The 15,909-nt window shown below is 41.3% G+C and carries 15 protein-coding genes; 9 read left to right on the forward strand and 6 right to left on the reverse strand.

Features of this window, described 5'->3' with window-relative positions:
* Window positions 1-50 precede the first annotated feature (50 nt).
* The 3 genes from NIES592_RS18745 to NIES592_RS18755 all read right to left on the reverse strand — a co-directional run bounded on the left by NIES592_RS18745 (window position 51) and on the right by NIES592_RS18755 (window position 2,313).
* Window positions 51-983, reverse strand: a complete 933-nt coding sequence (locus NIES592_RS18745) for a DNA-formamidopyrimidine glycosylase (RefSeq protein ID WP_062244338.1) — start codon at window positions 981-983, stop codon at window positions 51-53.
* Between the two features lie 169 nt (window positions 984-1,152).
* On the reverse strand, window positions 1,153-1,371 hold the full coding sequence (locus NIES592_RS18750) for a photosystem I reaction center subunit IV (RefSeq protein ID WP_062244332.1): 219 nt from the start codon (window positions 1,369-1,371) through the stop codon (window positions 1,153-1,155).
* Between the two features lie 357 nt (window positions 1,372-1,728).
* The gene (locus tag NIES592_RS18755; RefSeq protein WP_073556547.1) at window positions 1,729-2,313 is read right to left on the reverse strand and encodes a PAP/fibrillin family protein; all 585 of its coding nucleotides are present in this window, start codon (window positions 2,311-2,313) and stop codon (window positions 1,729-1,731) included.
* Between the two features lie 370 nt (window positions 2,314-2,683).
* Between NIES592_RS18755 and NIES592_RS18760 the strand changes: the two genes are divergently transcribed.
* The 4 genes from NIES592_RS18760 (at window position 2,684) to nblS (ending at window position 7,958) form a co-directional block, all read left to right on the forward strand.
* A complete protein-coding gene (locus NIES592_RS18760; RefSeq protein WP_062244326.1) occupies window positions 2,684-2,926 on the forward strand; it encodes a DUF3134 domain-containing protein in 243 nt (80 codons plus the stop codon).
* Between the two features lie 82 nt (window positions 2,927-3,008).
* Window positions 3,009-4,112 (forward strand): phospho-N-acetylmuramoyl-pentapeptide-transferase, encoded by a 1,104-nt coding sequence (mraY, locus tag NIES592_RS18765; protein WP_062244323.1) that lies wholly within the window; start codon window positions 3,009-3,011, stop codon window positions 4,110-4,112.
* Between the two features lie 388 nt (window positions 4,113-4,500).
* The gene (purD, locus tag NIES592_RS18770; protein ID WP_009455628.1) at window positions 4,501-5,775 is read left to right on the forward strand and encodes a phosphoribosylamine--glycine ligase; all 1,275 of its coding nucleotides are present in this window, start codon (window positions 4,501-4,503) and stop codon (window positions 5,773-5,775) included.
* Window positions 5,776-6,008: 233 nt separating this feature from the next.
* Window positions 6,009-7,958, forward strand: coding sequence for a two-component system sensor histidine kinase NblS (nblS, locus tag NIES592_RS18775; protein ID WP_178379584.1), 1,950 nt, complete (start codon window positions 6,009-6,011; stop codon window positions 7,956-7,958).
* Between the two features lie 110 nt (window positions 7,959-8,068).
* Here nblS and NIES592_RS18780 read toward each other — a convergent pair whose 3' ends face one another.
* Complete coding sequence (locus NIES592_RS18780) at window positions 8,069-8,446, reverse strand: zinc ribbon domain-containing protein (RefSeq protein ID WP_009455630.1); 378 nt, start codon at window positions 8,444-8,446, stop codon at window positions 8,069-8,071.
* Window positions 8,447-8,520: 74 nt separating this feature from the next.
* Between NIES592_RS18780 and NIES592_RS25355 the strand changes: the two genes are divergently transcribed.
* On the forward strand, window positions 8,521-8,805 hold the full coding sequence (locus tag NIES592_RS25355) for a hypothetical protein (protein WP_073556548.1): 285 nt from the start codon (window positions 8,521-8,523) through the stop codon (window positions 8,803-8,805).
* Window positions 8,806-8,821: 16 nt separating this feature from the next.
* On the opposite strand, the gene NIES592_RS18790 is transcribed toward NIES592_RS25355, so the two are convergent.
* The gene (locus tag NIES592_RS18790; protein WP_062244314.1) at window positions 8,822-9,808 is read right to left on the reverse strand and encodes a LysR family transcriptional regulator; all 987 of its coding nucleotides are present in this window, start codon (window positions 9,806-9,808) and stop codon (window positions 8,822-8,824) included.
* A gap of 231 nt (window positions 9,809-10,039) precedes the next feature.
* Here NIES592_RS18790 and NIES592_RS18795 point away from each other — a divergent pair, with 231 nt between their 5' ends.
* The 4 genes from NIES592_RS18795 (at window position 10,040) to NIES592_RS18810 (ending at window position 13,747) form a co-directional block, all read left to right on the forward strand.
* Window positions 10,040-10,369 (forward strand): DUF6825 family protein, encoded by a 330-nt coding sequence (locus NIES592_RS18795; protein WP_073556549.1) that lies wholly within the window; start codon window positions 10,040-10,042, stop codon window positions 10,367-10,369.
* Between the two features lie 182 nt (window positions 10,370-10,551).
* Window positions 10,552-12,237, forward strand: coding sequence for an ABC1 kinase family protein (locus NIES592_RS18800; protein ID WP_073556550.1), 1,686 nt, complete (start codon window positions 10,552-10,554; stop codon window positions 12,235-12,237).
* Window positions 12,238-12,252: 15 nt separating this feature from the next.
* Window positions 12,253-12,978, forward strand: a complete 726-nt coding sequence (locus NIES592_RS18805) for a Stp1/IreP family PP2C-type Ser/Thr phosphatase (RefSeq protein ID WP_062244308.1) — start codon at window positions 12,253-12,255, stop codon at window positions 12,976-12,978.
* Window positions 12,979-13,546: 568 nt separating this feature from the next.
* Window positions 13,547-13,747 carry an NblA/ycf18 family protein gene (locus NIES592_RS18810; RefSeq protein WP_009455637.1) on the forward strand — a complete coding sequence of 67 codons (201 nt, stop codon included), beginning with the start codon at window positions 13,547-13,549 and terminating at the stop codon, window positions 13,745-13,747.
* 595 nt (window positions 13,748-14,342) lie between these two features.
* Here NIES592_RS18810 and NIES592_RS18815 read toward each other — a convergent pair.
* Entirely contained in the window at window positions 14,343-15,902 is a 1,560-nt protein-coding gene (locus NIES592_RS18815) for a serine/threonine protein kinase (protein ID WP_073556551.1), read from the reverse strand.
* Window positions 15,903-15,909: the final 7 nt, after the last annotated feature.

Here is a 15,909-nt window from a genome sequence, read left to right on the forward strand (position 1 = left end):
AGTAGTTAGTTGTGAGGAATCATCAACCACTAACCACTAACCACTAACAATTACCGTTGACACTGCAAACAAAAATGACTGGATCTACCAGCTAATCTTGTCCGTTGAATCACAGTCCCGCAAACACGACAGGGTTCGCCAGCACGATTGTAAACCCATGCTACACCACCGTAGTTACCGTTAATGCCCTTGACGTTGAGGAAATTACTAAAAGTCGTTCCACCAGCTTTGATACTAGTTTCTAATACTTTTATTATGTGCGATCGCAGCTTTTCGATTTGCTCTCGCTGCAAATCTATACACATTGTTTCTGGTAGTATGCCACTCATAAACAAGGCTTCATCGGCATATATATTACCTAATCCTGCCACTACAGATTGATCTAATAAGGCGGTTTTGATCGGGCGACGTCTGTTTTTGAATTTCTCGGCTAGATACTCAACTGTAAATTCTGATGAAAAGGGATCTGCTGCTAGTTTTGCTAAACCAGTGATAATGCTTTCTGGTGCTTGATTTGCTGACACCCACCACATTTGACCAAAGGTACGCTGATCAACAAAGCGCAATTCCCACCCATCTTGAAAGAATAATCTGACTCGGGTGTGCTTGTGTAATGGTTCGTCTTGGCGTAGCCACAGTAGTTGACCCGTCATACGTAGGTGAACGCCCAAGTAACTGGTGGGGGGAGTGGGGAAAGACAAGGAAGCAATATCTCCTCCAAGTCGTCCCCCTTGTGCCCCGTGTCCTCCTTGTACCTTCACTCCCTTGTCTATTAAAGGAAGAGTAAGTTCGGCGAGGAGATATTTACCGCGACGATGCCAAGTAGAGATCGCACTTCCCTGGATACCAGTAACAAAATCATCTACTGAAAACGGATAAGCGATCGTCCGATGCAGCAGTACGTCCCCACCCGTGATTTCTTGGTTGAGGGTCAATTCATTTAGACCCCGTCGGACTGTTTCAACTTCAGGCAACTCAGGCATCTAAGCTAATTATTGACAACAAGCTTATTGTGACAAGTACTGCGGTTTTTTGGCAGACACTAAAATCGGGAGTAGTCGACAGCGAGTATAGAATCAAAGCCTTGACTCTCTACCCTCTGCTTTACTCCCGAAAATCACCCCATTAAGTTTTTTTGGAGGTTTCTAACCCTTAGGCTTTTTTAGCTTTTGCCTTTGGCGCTTCCACTTCTACTAATTCGTCTTGAGCAAAGTTATTTGTGTTCACGCCAGCATAATTCACTTTATCAAAGCGGACAATCACTGGGTATTTGCTAGTACCACCTTGCTCGATAGATGCAACAGTGCCTACATCCTGAAACCAGTAGGATTCTGGACGGAGAATGCGTACTTTAGAACCACGTTGAACCATGAGTTTGTTCCCTTTTTATTATCAATTGCCAACGTATTAAGGCTAATTGATTTCACTGTACAATCACAGCGCCTCTGGCAGAAGCTTTGTTAAGTTATTTGTCATTGGTCAATGGTCAATTGTTAGTGGTTAGTAGTTAGTAGTTAGTAGTTAGTGGTTGGTTGTTAGTTGTTTAATATTTACTCCTCACACTCCTCACACCCATCACCCCATCTCCCCATTGCCCCCCAACCCCACAAAGTGGGGACCCCTAGCCCCCCATCTCCCCATCTCCTAACAAATGGGGTGTCACACCCTCCTTGACAATCCCCTAATCATGGAATATCCTTCAGTCGCAAACAAAAATTTTTTGTTAACCTATGCTTTGGTTAAAACAAATACACTACCCTCGTTACCCCTGCCAATTCGTAAGTCGTTATCTAAATAAGTGATATCCAACCAGCCTTGTTGTTCGTTGCTGTTGAGAGAAAAATCAATCGCAGTCAATTTCTGACCAGCTTCTATTTGTTGGATATATTTATCAGGAGACTTGTAGTTAATTAAACGTTGGAAGCCAACTATTGATCGCTCAAATTTAACTTGGACACGCCGCCCTGAAACTGGTTCAAATTTAGCAGCGACGCTAATTAAACCTTCAAGTAGCGGTAAACCATAAATTTCAGCTATGTTGTAAACGCTATTGGTGTTAACACGAATACACTGATAGATTTCTCCAAGTTTATATAAAGGAAAGCGATCAAGATTCAAAAGAGCCTTGCTGGTGGTGTAAAGAAGTCGCCAATTGCCATCAAGTAAATCACCAGCTTCCAGCGGACGCGGTGTGGGGTTTAGGTCTTCTAAGTTGGCGATCGCGACTAAAATAGCTTGCTTATCCTGTTCGCTTGCCAAAAGACCACGATTTTTACCAGCAATTGCTTGTAATAAAGTTGCTTTTGTGAACATCACCTGTCACCTAAAACAGTATTAGTCTCAATCAAGGACAACAAGAAGTTAATATCTTTGTGTATTGCACTGTATCAATAAGCTTTTTGCAGAAGCTAGGAAAACAGAAAAGCCAAACAACTAAAGGTATTAATTTTTCCTTTACCCTTACTCTTTAACTTTTACCCAAAATTACTTACTGTAATTGTTACTTTTGCAAGATGCCTAATCACAAAGTTACTGTCACTATTTACTTAGATTGATAGTAAAAACAAAAAATTTTGTCGGATTTTGGAAGTAACTCGTTGAATGATCAACTAAAATCTTCCGTATCAAGTGATAGACTCTTAATGTCAAGCTATGATGGCACTCCTTGTATCCTAAGTCTAATATGCTAAATTCCCCATTACGCGAAGAACCTCGCAATCAACGTGCTGCTGTAATACCATTAAAGCAAGAGTCCTCCATTTTGGATTGGTTGCAAAATAGTGGTCGTCTGATAGCGCGTGACACCCAAGAGCCAGATTTTAGTGAAGATAACGAAGAAGAAATTGCGGAATTTTTGGGTGGTGATGACGGTATAGCCGATTATGACTTTGATGACGATGATGATATCGTTCCAGACGAAGAGTAGTCAGTAAAGACTAAAGAGTCAACATCTTAACGAGTCCCTATTGTTCATCTGTCGTACAAGTGTGGAGTGAGGGGAAACAACCGTGGACGCTAAATTATCTCCTGACCAGGGGTTGAATATTTCTGGCATAGGTTTAGTTTCTGTTTTAGGTGTAGGGTTAAGTGTCACAGCATTAGTTTTGGATGGCATGGCAAATAGATTGCCGTGGGCTAACACTTTTTCCCTCACCTTGCCATTTCTTTTATGCGCTGTCATTTCAGCAGCCGTGGGCTTTTTTGTTGTGCCAATGCTGCAAGCACTCAAAACAGGGCAAATAATTCGCGAAGACGGCCCCCAAGCCCACTTGAAAAAAGCAGGTACGCCGACAATGGGTGGTATCTTTTTTGTTCCTGTTGGGGTGATAGCTGCTTGTATATTATCAAACTTTAATACAAATGTATTGGCAGTTTCGGGATTGACGTTAGGTTACGGATTAATTGGCTGGCTCGACGATTGGCAAATTTTGCGCCGTAAATCCAACAAGGGTATTTCCCCTCGGATGAAGCTTTTTCTACAGATTGGCTTTGCGGTTCTTTTCTGTTTATGGCTGCTTTTTAATCAACCTGCTAATATCACAAATTTAGCTTTACCTTTGGGCTTCTCTTTACCTTTAGGCTTACTGTTCTGGCCTCTAGCAGGCTTTGTATTAGTAGCAGAGAGCAATGCTACTAACTTAACAGATGGTATTGACGGATTGGCAGCAGGAACAGTAGCGATCGCATTGCTGGCCTTAGGTGCGCTGATTGGTTGCACTTCACCAGAACTGATGGTTTTCTGCGCTGCTTTGAGTGGTGCTTGCTTAGGCTTTTTGGCACACAACCGTAACCCGGCTCGCGTCTTCATGGGAGATACTGGTTCTCTCGCCCTGGGAGGAGCATTAGCGGCTGTGGGATTGCTGACTAACAGTCTAGTAACACTATTCATTTTGAGCGGGATTTTCTTTGTAGAAACCCTGTCTGTAATGGTACAAGTCAGCTACTACAAAGCCACAAAAGGTCCTGATGGCAAAGGCAAACGTTTGTTGAAAATGGCTCCACTACACCATCACCTTGAGCTTTCAGGTTGGTCAGAATTACAAGTAGTAGCAGTTTTCTACATCATCAGTGCTATTTTGGCTGTCATCTGTTTGGCGAGCGGCAAATTCTGAGATTTCGACACAAATCATCACAGCAGATAACCTCCCTATGTAAAGGAGGTTTTTTTAATTTAAACCTTCTAACTTGAAAATAAAATTTTAGCTAAAACCCAACAAGAGTATGTAGCTGAAGTCGTGGAATGGCGACAGCCAAAACCTATACATCAATTACAGGTTGAAATTGCGATGAGAACTACCTCTTTGTCTCAGGCTTAACTCGAAACTATCACATTTTCATGCGTGGCGGTGAAAATTGTTTCATTTGGACTGTCCTCTACCTTTCCTCTTATTAACTTCAGGTTGTTCTTTGGACTTGCATAAGTATTAGAATTGGTGAAAAAATTGAAGCGCGAGAATCCTTAATGGCTGCTCGTGCTTCAAGGGACGCAAGAGGAAATCTGTGAAAGTTTTAGTAGTAGGTAATGGAGGGCGGGAACACGCCCTTGCTTGGAAACTATTGCAATCGAGGCAAATTGAGCAAGTTACATGTGTGCCAGGAAATGGTGGTACAGCCAGTATGTCACAGTGTCAAAACTTGCCTTTAGGAATAGATGACTTTGAGGGTATAAGTCAGTTTGCTCAAAAAGAGAAAATTTCTCTGGTTGTAGTCGGACCAGAAGTTCCTTTGGCTATGGGTATATCAGACTATCTGCACTCACAAGGCTTGAAGGTTTTTGGTCCAACTAGGGCAGGGGCGCAAATAGAAGCGAGTAAAGCCTGGGCAAAAGCTTTAATGCAGGAAGTAGGAATTCCTACAGCTAATGCTGCGGTATTTACGCAGGCATCTGCTGCTAAATCTTATGTAAAGGATCATGGCGCACCCATTGTTGTGAAAGCTGATGGCTTGGCAGCAGGTAAAGGTGTGACAGTTGCTCAAACACTTGATCAAGCTATTGAAGCTATTGAAGCTATTTTTCGGGGTCAGTTTGGCAATGCTGGAAAATTTGTCGTTATTGAAGAGTGTTTAGTTGGTCAAGAAGTCTCTGTTTTAGCCTTAACAGATGGGTTGACAATTAGGTCATTGTTGCCAGCTCAGGATCATAAACGGATCGGTGAGGGTGATACAGGAGAAAATACAGGTGGTATGGGAGCTTATGCTCCAGCACCTATTGCGACGCCAGAGTTAATGGCACGAGTTGAAAAAGAAGTATTAGAGAAAGCGATCGCAGCTTTTAGAGCCAAGAATATTGACTATCGAGGTGTACTCTATGCTGGATTGATGATTACTCCTGATGGGGATTTTAAGGTTTTAGAATTTAATTGTCGGTTCGGTGATCCAGAAACCCAAGTGATTTTGCCACTGTTGGAAACACCGTTAGAAGAGTTAATGCTTGCCTGCATTGAACAGCGCTTGGCACAAATGCCACCAATCGCTTGGAAACAAGGTGCAGCTGCTACTGTTGTTGCTGCTGCACTTGGTTATCCTGGGACTTATGAAAAAGGTAAAGCGATCGCAGGAATTGCAGAAGCCCAAGCCGCAGGAGCAATTGTATTTCATGCTGGTACTAAGTTACAGGATCAGCAATTGCTCACCGATGGAGGTCGAGTATTAAACGTTACTGGTACAGGAGAAAATTTTGAACAAGCATTAGCTCAAGCATATGTTGGTATGAGATGTATTAACTTTGAGGGTATGTATTATCGGCGAGATATCGGTCATCGGTTAAAGGGGTGAAATAATTTAGGGGCTAAGCATTTGAGCGATAATTTATAGTTTGGAAAAATATTATTCACCAAATGCTACCCTGCACCGTAGGTCTATAGCCGTATCTAATTTCCAGAACACCCCCAAAGCCTACTATTTGAGCAACTGTAATCCTAGAAAGACATCGGTGCAGGGTACAACAAAAATAACAAGCAATGTCTTTAATTGAAATAACCACAGACATAACAAATTTTTATTTTAAGATGCTGGCTCTTTTACAAAACATCCGAGAAACGATCGTGAATTGGTGGTCAGAGTTCACTCTCCAGACCAAACTTTTGGCTGCTGTAACCTTGGTGGTTTCTTTGGTGATGAGTGGTCTGACCTTTTGGGCAATCAATACGATTCAGCAGGACGCCCGTTTGAATGACACTCGTTTCGGTCGTGACTTAGGACTGCTGCTGGCTGCTAACGTTGCTCCCTTAATTGCCGATCATAATCTGACCGAGGTAGCACAATTTTCTCAACGCTTTTACAGCAGTACTTCCAGCGTGCGTTACATGCTTTACGCTGATGAGACTGGAAAAATCTATTTTGGTATTCCCTTTTGGGAACCGGAGGTTGAAACCTCCTTAACGATTGAAAGACGCATCCAACTACCAGACGATTACGCTGCTGATGCCGACAAACCAATGGTGCGACAACATATGTCCCCAGATGGTATTGTGACAGATGTGTTTGTGCCTCTGACAGTAGAAAAAAAATATCTGGGTGTTTTAGCGATCGGTATTAACCCCAATCCGAACGCCGTCATTTCTACAAACTTTACCCGCGATGTCACCATTGCTGTATTCATTTCTATTTGGGTAATGGTGATTTTAGGAGGGGTAATTAATGCTTTGACAATCACCAAACCAATTAAAGAGCTATTACTAGGTGTAAAGCAAATTGCTGCGGGCAACTTTAAGCAGCGTATTGACTTGCCATTTGGAGGCGAACTCAAAGAATTAATTTTCAGCTTTAATGAAATGGCAGAGCGTCTAGAGCGCTACGAAGAACAGAATATTGAGGAACTCACTGCCGAAAAAGCCAAGTTAGAAACATTAGTTTCCACCATTGCTGATGGTGCGGTTTTGATAGACGACCATATGCAGGTGATTTTAGTCAACCCCACAGCCCGACGCATTTTTGGTTGGGAAGGGCTGGATGTTGTGGGTGAGAGTGTTCTTAATTTATTGCCGTCAGCAGTACAAATAGAAATCACTCGTACTTTGTATGAAATGGCAGCCGGGGAATGCGAAAGTGCCGAATTTCGTATTCCTTTCACTCAACCGAGTAAACGCACTATTCGCCTTCTCCTAGCCACTGTATTTGACCAACAAAGGGAGAGTGTGAAAGGAATTGCCATTACTGTGCAAGATATCACCCGAGAAGTAGAACTAAACGAAGCCAAAAGTCAATTTATCAGTAATGTTTCCCACGAATTACGCACTCCCTTATTTAATATCAAGTCTTTTATTGAAACTTTGCACGAATATGGGGAAGAACTCAGTTCAGAACAACGGCAAGATTTTTTGTTAACGGTTAATCATGAAACCGATCGCTTGGCACGTTTGGTGAATGATGTTTTGGATTTATCCAGATTAGAATCTGGTCGGAGTTATCACTTAGACGGGGTGGATTTAACGCAAGCAATAGAACAGACACTACGTACATACCAACTTAATGCCAAAGATAAAGGTATCGAATTATATCAAGAAGTGGAACCCAATTTACCTTTAGTGGTAGGTCATTATGATTTGTTACTGCAAGTGCTAGCAAACTTACTAGGCAATGCGCTGAAATTTACCAAGGCTGGTGGTAAAGTTATGATTCGTGCCTATCAACTAGAACCGCAGCTACACGATGGCGATCGCCCTGCTCAAGTGCGGGTAGAAATTGCTGATACTGGTATTGGCATTGGTCCAGAAGATCAAGAAGCAATTTTTGATCGCTTCTTTAGGGTAGAAAATCGTGTTCACACCCTAGAAGGTACAGGCTTAGGATTATCAATTGTTAGAAATATTATCGAAGAAAAACATCACAGTAAAGTTCATTTAGTTAGCGAAGTGGGTGTAGGCACAACTTTTTGGTTTGATCTGGCAGTATTTGAAGAACCCCTGTTGCCTTCAGCTAAAGCTAGTAGTGATTACAAAAATCACAGCGAATTATGAAACATGTTTAATATGAATTAATATCGTTTCCCCCAAAAATAACTGGATAATGCAGAAGACTTGATTAACTGGTATCAGTTTCTATTGACTTTTATGTGCTTATTCGATCTTTAAGATTGCAACAGAGCTACGAGCAAACACACTAATAATAAAGCCAATAGCAACAATAAAGCCTGATTGCGTTTGATCCAGTTTCTCGCAGTAGTGCTAAAGCTTTTCGCTTCGCGCAACTGCTGTAACTCCAGTTCACTTTCTGCAAGATTTTGGTACAGCGTACATTCTTTGGCATAAGGACGCTGGGGAAAATTACAGCTATCATCAGCGTGGTAAGCACAACTGTCACACAGATAGCTATTTCCAGTTGCTCTGTGTAGAGGAATACCAGGATGGCCGTAAGCTTTTAGTTGAGCGCGACAATAGGGACAGGTGATAGCTTGCCTGTTTACAGGTTGATGACAACGAGGGCAAGTAGTTTTAGTAATGTCCACAACTTGAATGTCAATGAGTAAATACTTTGATCTTATATTTTATTTTTTTTGATTGGAGTATCCGAAATAGGAATTTGCTAAGCAATAGAATTGCGATCGCTGGTGCTAATGGTTCTAGGAAATCGAGTTTGGCCATTGATGAGCCAACCAATAACCTCTATATAAAAAGCGTGGAGCAAATGGTACAAGCTATTAATGAATATCAGAGTGCAGTTTGCGCTATTTCCCATGATTTAGATTTTCTCACCCGGATCAATATCAATAAAGCTTTTCAGTTGACTCAACAAGCTTTGCAAATGACTATATATCTGCTGCATCAAACACAGGAATGTGATCAAGAATTACTTGATCAAAGCTAATGCTCCCAGATCAAGGCTATATCCATAAAGCTTCAACTACTTGCATTGGGTTTTCTTTGTTAGCAGAAAATCTTTGACTTTCTTTGAGCAAATACTCTAGAAATGTACTAGCAGTTATTGGTAGCTGTTTTTTCTTAGGAAAGATGATCTGCCATTGACGATGAATTGGAAAATGATCAATATCTAATATTGCTAGCTGGTTTCTGACTTCTGCACAGTTAAGGGTGTGCATAGATATGATGGAAACTCCCAAACCATCAATGACAGCTTGCTGAATTGCTTCATTGCTGCCTAGTTCTATGTTAATTTGCAGGTCTATTTCATGTTGTTTGAAAAATTGTTCTACTACCTTGCGGGTTCCCGAACCCTCTTCCCGCATGATTAAGGGTTCCTCAGCAAAAGCTTTCAGGGATAAATCGCGTTGGTGAGCAAAACGATGACTTGCAGGAGCGATCGCTACGAGGGGATTAGCTAAAAATGGCCTTACCTCTATGTCTTCTCTATTCGGTGGACAACTCATGATATACAAGTCATCAAGGTTCTCATGCATTCTCGCCAATAGCGCTTCATGATTGGTAAACTCCAAAGACAATTTCACACCAGGGTAGAGTTGACAAAAAGGCTTTAGTAGTTTAGGGAGGAAATACTTTGTTGTAGTCACTGCGGCTAATCGCAGCCGTCCCTGTCTCATCCCCTGCAAGTCAAAAATAGTTGTTTCTAGGCGATCTAGGCACTGCAATATTTCCCGGCAAGTATGCAAAACTTCTTGACCTGCTTGGGTCAAGTAGATACGCTTACCCACTTGTTCAAACAGGGGCATACCCACAGCCTGTGCAAGATGCTTCACCTGCATTGATACTGTTGGTTGGGTGACAAACAACTCTTCGGCAGCACGAGTAAAGCTACAGTGTCTCGCAGCTGCTTCAAAGACCTGCAACTGATCGAGAGTAATTGATCTTGAGAGGCTATCTTTTTGTCTAAATTCTGCCAAAGAACTTTTCATAGAACTGTAGTAAGCGTCTGTTAATCAAAAATCAAAATTTCTACCAACACTAATGTTGCTTAATTTTTGTTTAGTTTTAATATACATTACTTTAACAACATTAATGTTGCTAAAGTTCAAATTTGTTGGTAGGTTCTGCAAACAACAAACAACCAACAACACTTTAAGTAGAAGCAGTAAAGCAAATCCGCAAGTTATAATTTTTGTGCAGAAGAGACGTAACAAAAATTTATGAGCAACCCCCTGGTACAAGCTTTTTTCGTAGGTAGAGCAGTCGCAGAAGTGATGACAGAACGTCTGGAAAACGCTTTGACTGACACTTTGAGCGAAGTAGGCAAACTGGATGCGGAACTCAGAGAGCAGCTGCGCCAGTTCACAGAGGAAGTGATGGAGCGAGCCAATCGAGCCGCTGATGCTGTTGACACAGGTAAAAGCACAACAGGATTTGGTCAAACGGGTACTGACCCTGTGGATTTGCAAGCAATGATTGATGAACTGCGGGCAGAAATCGCCTTTTTGCGAACAGAACTACAACGTTATCGCAGCAGTAGAAATAGTTAGTTAGTGGTTAGTGGTTAGTAGTTTTTTTGTTTAGAAAAATCAACTATTTACCAATGACCTATGAGCAATCATTCCGACCAGGCTATAAGCCTCCAGATGACCTAAGTAGGGTCAATCCAAAATCTAAAATCTAAAATCCAAAATTGTTTGACTTAGATCAAAACCAGCGGTAAGCAAAGCATATGGAAAAAGGTTATACAGATAAGGCATACCGTTGGAATCGCGAAAACTACTCGAGTAGACGGCGGTTTGTAGACATTTGGTCATTTGTATTGACCTTATTGTATAGACTCTGGCTCTACAACAAATCTTGGAGTTATGCTGGTGGAGTTACTGAAGCCAAGCAAGCTGCTAGACGCAAAGTGTTAGCAGTGTGGATTCGTAATACTCTGCTGGATTTAGGGCCGACCTTTATTAAAGTTGGGCAACTTTTTTCTACACGTGCGGATATTTTTCCTAGCGAATATGTAGAAGAATTGTCAAAATTACAAGACAAAGTGCCTGCTTTTACCTATGAGCAAGTAGAAACGATTATTGAGCAAGAGTTAGGTAAAAAGATACCGGAACTCTTTGCCAGTTTTGAACCAATTCCTTTAGCTGCTGCTAGCTTGGGACAGGTACACAAAGCAGTTTTGCGCTCAGGTGAAGCTGTCGTTGTGAAAGTGCAACGTCCAGGATTAAAAAAGCTATTTGAAATTGATTTAAAAATTCTTAAAGGTATAGCTCGTTACTTTCAAAATCATCCAAAGTGGGGTAGAGGGCGGGATTGGATCGGAATTTATGAAGAGTGTTGCCGTATTCTTTGGGAAGAGATTGATTATCTCAATGAAGGACGCAATGCTGATACTTTTCGCCGCAATTTTCGCGCTTACGAATGGGTAAAAGTACCACGTGTTTACTGGCGCTATACTTCCTCACGAGTTTTAACTTTAGAATACGTTCCTGGGATCAAAATTAGTCAATACGAAGCTATTGAAGCCGCGGGTTTAGATCGTAAGCAAATTGCTCGTCAGGGCGCTCAAGCCTATTTACTTCAGCTACTCGACAATGGTTTCTTCCATGCCGACCCACATCCTGGCAATATCGCTGTTAGTCCGGATGGTGCTTTAATTTTCTACGATTTTGGCATGATGGGACGCATCAAATCCAACGTGCGAGAAGGACTGATGGAAACACTATTTGGCATTGCTTCTAAAGATGGCGATCGCGTTGTCCAATCTTTGATCAATTTGGGCGCATTAGCACCTGTAGAAGATATGGGTCCTGTGCGGCGTTCTGTCCAGTACATGCTGGATAATTTCATGGATAAGCCTTTTGAAAATCAGTCCGTAGCAGCAATTAGTGACGACTTATATGAGATAGCTTATGATCAACCTTTTAGATTTCCAGCTACATTCACTTTTGTGATGCGCGCCTTCTCGACTTTAGAGGGTGTAGGCAAAGGTTTAGACCCAGAATTTAACTTTATGGAAGTTGCCCAACCCTATGCAATGCAGCTTATGACGAATATGAATGGTTCTGAAGGCAATAGCTTTTTCAATGAATTAAGCCGACAAGCTGCCCAAGTTAGTAGCACAGCATTTGGTCTACCACGTAGACTGGAAGATACACTGGAAAAACTTGAGCGTGGAGATGTACGTCTGCGTGTCCGGTCTATTGAAACAGAGCGTCTACTACGTCGGCAGAGCAATATTCAACTTGGCATAGCCTATGCCTTAATAATCAGTGCTTTTACACTTTCAGCAACGATTTTATTTGTCAACAATTATTTTTGGCAGGCAGTTTTTATTGGCTTGATCGCAACCGCAGTATTATGGTTGCTAATTAGACTGCTAATGCGTCTTGACCGTTATGACCGTATGTATTAATTTTTGCAAAAATATATGAAACTTCGTTTTACCGGTATTAGTGATCCGGGACTTATTCGTTCTAACAATCAAGATGCTTACTATATTGACCCAGAAGGGCGCTTTTTCATTGTTGCTGATGGTATGGGCGGTCATGCAGGAGGTGAACAGGCAAGTCACATTGCTGCTTGTGAAGTGAAAAAGTATTTGCTTGACAATTGGGATTCTTCCAAAACCTCAGCGCAGCTGTTAGAAGATGCTCTCTGGCAAGCAAATCAAGCTATCTTACAGGATCAGGAAAGTCATCCAGAAAGATCTGATATGGGAACAACAGCTGTGGTGGTGATTTTCCGCCCTGGAGAACCTCCCTGGTGTGCTCATGTTGGTGACTCTAGGCTATATCGCTTCCGAGATTCCCAATTGCAACAAATTACTGAAGACCACACCTGGGTGGCACGTGCCATCAAAATGGGTGATATTACACCAGATGAGGCGCGGATTCATCCTTTCCGTCATGTCTTGTCTCGCTGTTTAGGACGTGAAGACCTACATCAAATTGATTTACAACAACTTGATGTTAAAAGTGGCGATCGCTTGTTGTTATGTAGCGATGGACTCACAGAAGAACTAGTGGATGAAAAAATTGCTTCCTACCTTCAAGAAAGCCTGCTTGTGGAAAAAGCTGCGATCGCCCTTGTTGAAGCTGCCAAAAAAGAAGGTGGACACGATAACATCACTGTTGTCATCGTTACTCTTGAATAATTGGGGATTAGGGAGCGGGGATAGGCGGTCGGCTTGTCCTCCTTTTCTCCTAAATCCTACTCCCCAATACCCACTCCCTGATCCCCTATCCTTTTTTTGGTAAATATACTCATCATTTTGTTCATCTTGAGCATTTTTCTGATTTACAACTTGATACATATAAATCTAACCTCTGAAAAAACTTACCTACAGAAGCTAATTTTACTATCTTTAGCTGGTTGACACCTTGCGCTTTATAGGGTATGGCGAATATAATATATGTTTATACCCTCTCTTTGATCTATCGCAAAGAGTAATAAGGGAACTTCGCCGACCAGAGCGTTTCTGGAAAACCTAATTTTTACCGAAATTTCTTTAGGTAGACTTGAGGTTTATATCAGTAGGATGAAAACAAAGATGTTAGGTTAGTCAAAAAATCCCCACAAAGGATATGGGCAAACTGTCAAACACTTGTTATCTTTCTTAATATAGATAAACTAAGTGTCAGACACATAAGCGACTAGCCAAATAATCTCTTCGGATCCCTTGTAACCGAATCTAACCTTTACTTATTTTTCAGGAGCTAATTATGGACAAACCTATTGAATTAACTTTAGAACAGCAATTTAGCATCCGCTCTTTTGCTACTCAGGTACAAAACATGAGCCATGATCAAGCAAAAGATTTCCTCGTCAAGCTCTATGAGCAAATGGTTGTCAGAGAAGCAACTTACAAAGAATTGCTCAAGCACCAGTGGGGCTTAGACTCAGGTTCTAGCTGGGCAGCTTAGGATTTTGAGTCGCGGTAGGCGACCTCCTTCTCTTGCTAGGTTCCACCAGAGGAAAAGAGCTGGGGATGTCGGGGCGTCAACTTTAGATAAGGGTGAAAATAAAAAACTTGACACAATCAAGCTCCAATGTATGGAAGGAAACCATAACATATAAGCTTGCGTGTTCTAAACGTTACCCGCGATAAATTCGTGTATTCCTAAAAATTACACTAGCAAATTATTTATTACTCCACAACAAAGTACCTTGTTTAAAAGCACATTATTGTAATTTTTTAACCCAGCGATAGCACCAATGAAATGATTTTAAACGCTCACTAGATGAGTACATTAGCACAAATCTTATGCAAAGGCACAGAGCCTTGGACTTTTAGATATAAACAATCTCTACCTCCGCTCATGCCCCAAAAAGAGGTTATTGTACAACCTCTAGCTCATATTTGTTTTTAAGTTTATATCTTCATTATTTATATTTCTTATGAGGGTATTTTGCAACTCCTAAACAATTTTTCTTAACATTAATTAATATTTTGCTCTCTTCACACAGCAATTTCATAGATGTGATCCAGTTCATTCGGGCTTTTTCCTTCATTTCAAGTTAGCCTGAGAGGTCGAATGGGGAATCTGTATCAATTGCTTGTAATTTTGCTAAAATTTGGGGCTTAAGTTTTTCGTACTCAAATTTAAGTAAATTTTTACTAACTTGGGGGTCATCTGAGGATGCCAGTGATTTACTCATTCTTGCCCACTCTTCGAGTCTTTGACGTTGAGCAGAGGCAATTGTCGAAATTATGATGTGAGCGCAATGGTTTGGTGTTTCTCTAGCAAATAATAGTAGACGGTAGTAACCATTTTCCACGAGTAGGCGAGTAGTTTCCTGGGCGATATTTGTTTTGAGATCAAGATAATAAGGTAACCATTTAGAACCATGCTTGCGGTTATAGAGGACAGTAATCCACAAGAGCATGGGATGAGGAGAAGTAATAAAAAGAAACTGATTATAACGAGTACAGACTAAACGCTTTTGAATTTCTGCTTGCGGTAGCATAACCCACAAAGCAGGTTTTAGTTCCCCATTGAGACGAATAGGGTGAGGAAAAACAATATTGGCAATGGGTTTATTTTGAGGCCAGGAAACTTGTTGTGCAATTTCATTATTTAATGGAGATATGCGCGAATCAGCGTCAGATTTGTGAGCAACATTAGTTTTTACAGGCGGAGGATTGATAATAGCAGGTAAATTAGTGGTTTTTTCTTGAGTACGTGTAAAACCATGCTGTTCAACAGATGTTAGTACTTTGAGAATTTCACCAATATTTTGAGGGCGATCGCTTGGTGATTTAGCCAGACAACCTATGATCAAATTTTCTATTTGCTTAGGTAATTGTAATGTCGGGGCAACTTCAGCAAAAGTCCGTGGTGGTTGAGTTTGATGTGCTTTATACCATGCTCCAAAAGAATGGGTTGGTGCGACTAGGGGCATTTTGCCTGTAAGCATTTCAAACATCATTACGCCCAAACTATAAATATCAGAACGGTTGTCTAATTCCTTACCCTCCATTTGCTCTGGTGAAGAATAAGCTAGTGTACCTAAATAGAAATTTGTATAATTGCTATCTGCCTGTAGTAATTTAGCAATACCAAAGTCTAGAATTTTGACTAATTCTCCAAAACTAGCGTCTTGAACGACTAATATATTGCTGGGTTTAATATCACGATGGATAATTGGGTAGATTTTGCCATCAATTGGAATTCCATCATGGGCGCATTGTAACCCTAAACAAATTTGACGCGCCAAGCTCAAGAATCTTGGTAAAGATAAATTTTGCTTACGAACAATCTGGTTTAGACCTATACCTTGTAAATATTCCATCACGTAGAACGGAGTATCATGGTCGTCTACGCCATAGTCCATCACCCGAACAATATGAATACTTTTTTGTCCCAATAAAGCACAGGTTTTTGCTTCTCGTTCAAAACGCTCCTGCAATCGCATTTTTTTATTTTGAACTGACAAAGCCAAAAACTTAACAGCAACCGGTACGCCCCCCAACAAAACGTCCCTAGCACAATAAACTCGACCCATTGCTCCGGTTCCAATCAACTCTTTAAGCTCATAGCGATTACTGAGTAAACGACCAACGTTGGGGTCTGACATATAAAAT

It is taken from the genome of Fischerella major NIES-592, from assembly GCF_001904645.1.
Taxonomy (GTDB): Bacteria; Cyanobacteriota; Cyanobacteriia; order Cyanobacteriales; family Nostocaceae; genus Fischerella; species Fischerella thermalis.

Coding starts and splice junctions, on each gene's coding strand:
- NIES592_RS18745 (WP_062244338.1), bottom strand. CDS start 983: ATGCCTGAGTTGCCTGAAGTTGAAACAGTCCGACGGGGTCTAAATGAA.
- NIES592_RS18750 (WP_062244332.1), bottom strand. CDS start 1,371: ATGGTTCAACGTGGTTCTAAAGTACGCATTCTCCGTCCAGAATCCTAC.
- NIES592_RS18755 (WP_073556547.1), bottom strand. CDS start 2,313: ATGTTCACAAAAGCAACTTTATTACAAGCAATTGCTGGTAAAAATCGT.
- NIES592_RS18760 (WP_062244326.1), top strand. CDS start 2,684: ATGCTAAATTCCCCATTACGCGAAGAACCTCGCAATCAACGTGCTGCT.
- nblS (WP_178379584.1), top strand. CDS start 6,009: ATGCTGGCTCTTTTACAAAACATCCGAGAAACGATCGTGAATTGGTGG.
- NIES592_RS18790 (WP_062244314.1), bottom strand. CDS start 9,808: ATGAAAAGTTCTTTGGCAGAATTTAGACAAAAAGATAGCCTCTCAAGA.
- NIES592_RS18795 (WP_073556549.1), top strand. CDS start 10,040: ATGAGCAACCCCCTGGTACAAGCTTTTTTCGTAGGTAGAGCAGTCGCA.
- NIES592_RS18800 (WP_073556550.1), top strand. CDS start 10,552: ATGGAAAAAGGTTATACAGATAAGGCATACCGTTGGAATCGCGAAAAC.
- NIES592_RS18805 (WP_062244308.1), top strand. CDS start 12,253: ATGAAACTTCGTTTTACCGGTATTAGTGATCCGGGACTTATTCGTTCT.
- NIES592_RS18810 (WP_009455637.1), top strand. CDS start 13,547: ATGGACAAACCTATTGAATTAACTTTAGAACAGCAATTTAGCATCCGC.
- NIES592_RS18815 (WP_073556551.1), bottom strand. CDS start 15,902: ATGTCAGACCCCAACGTTGGTCGTTTACTCAGTAATCGCTATGAGCTT.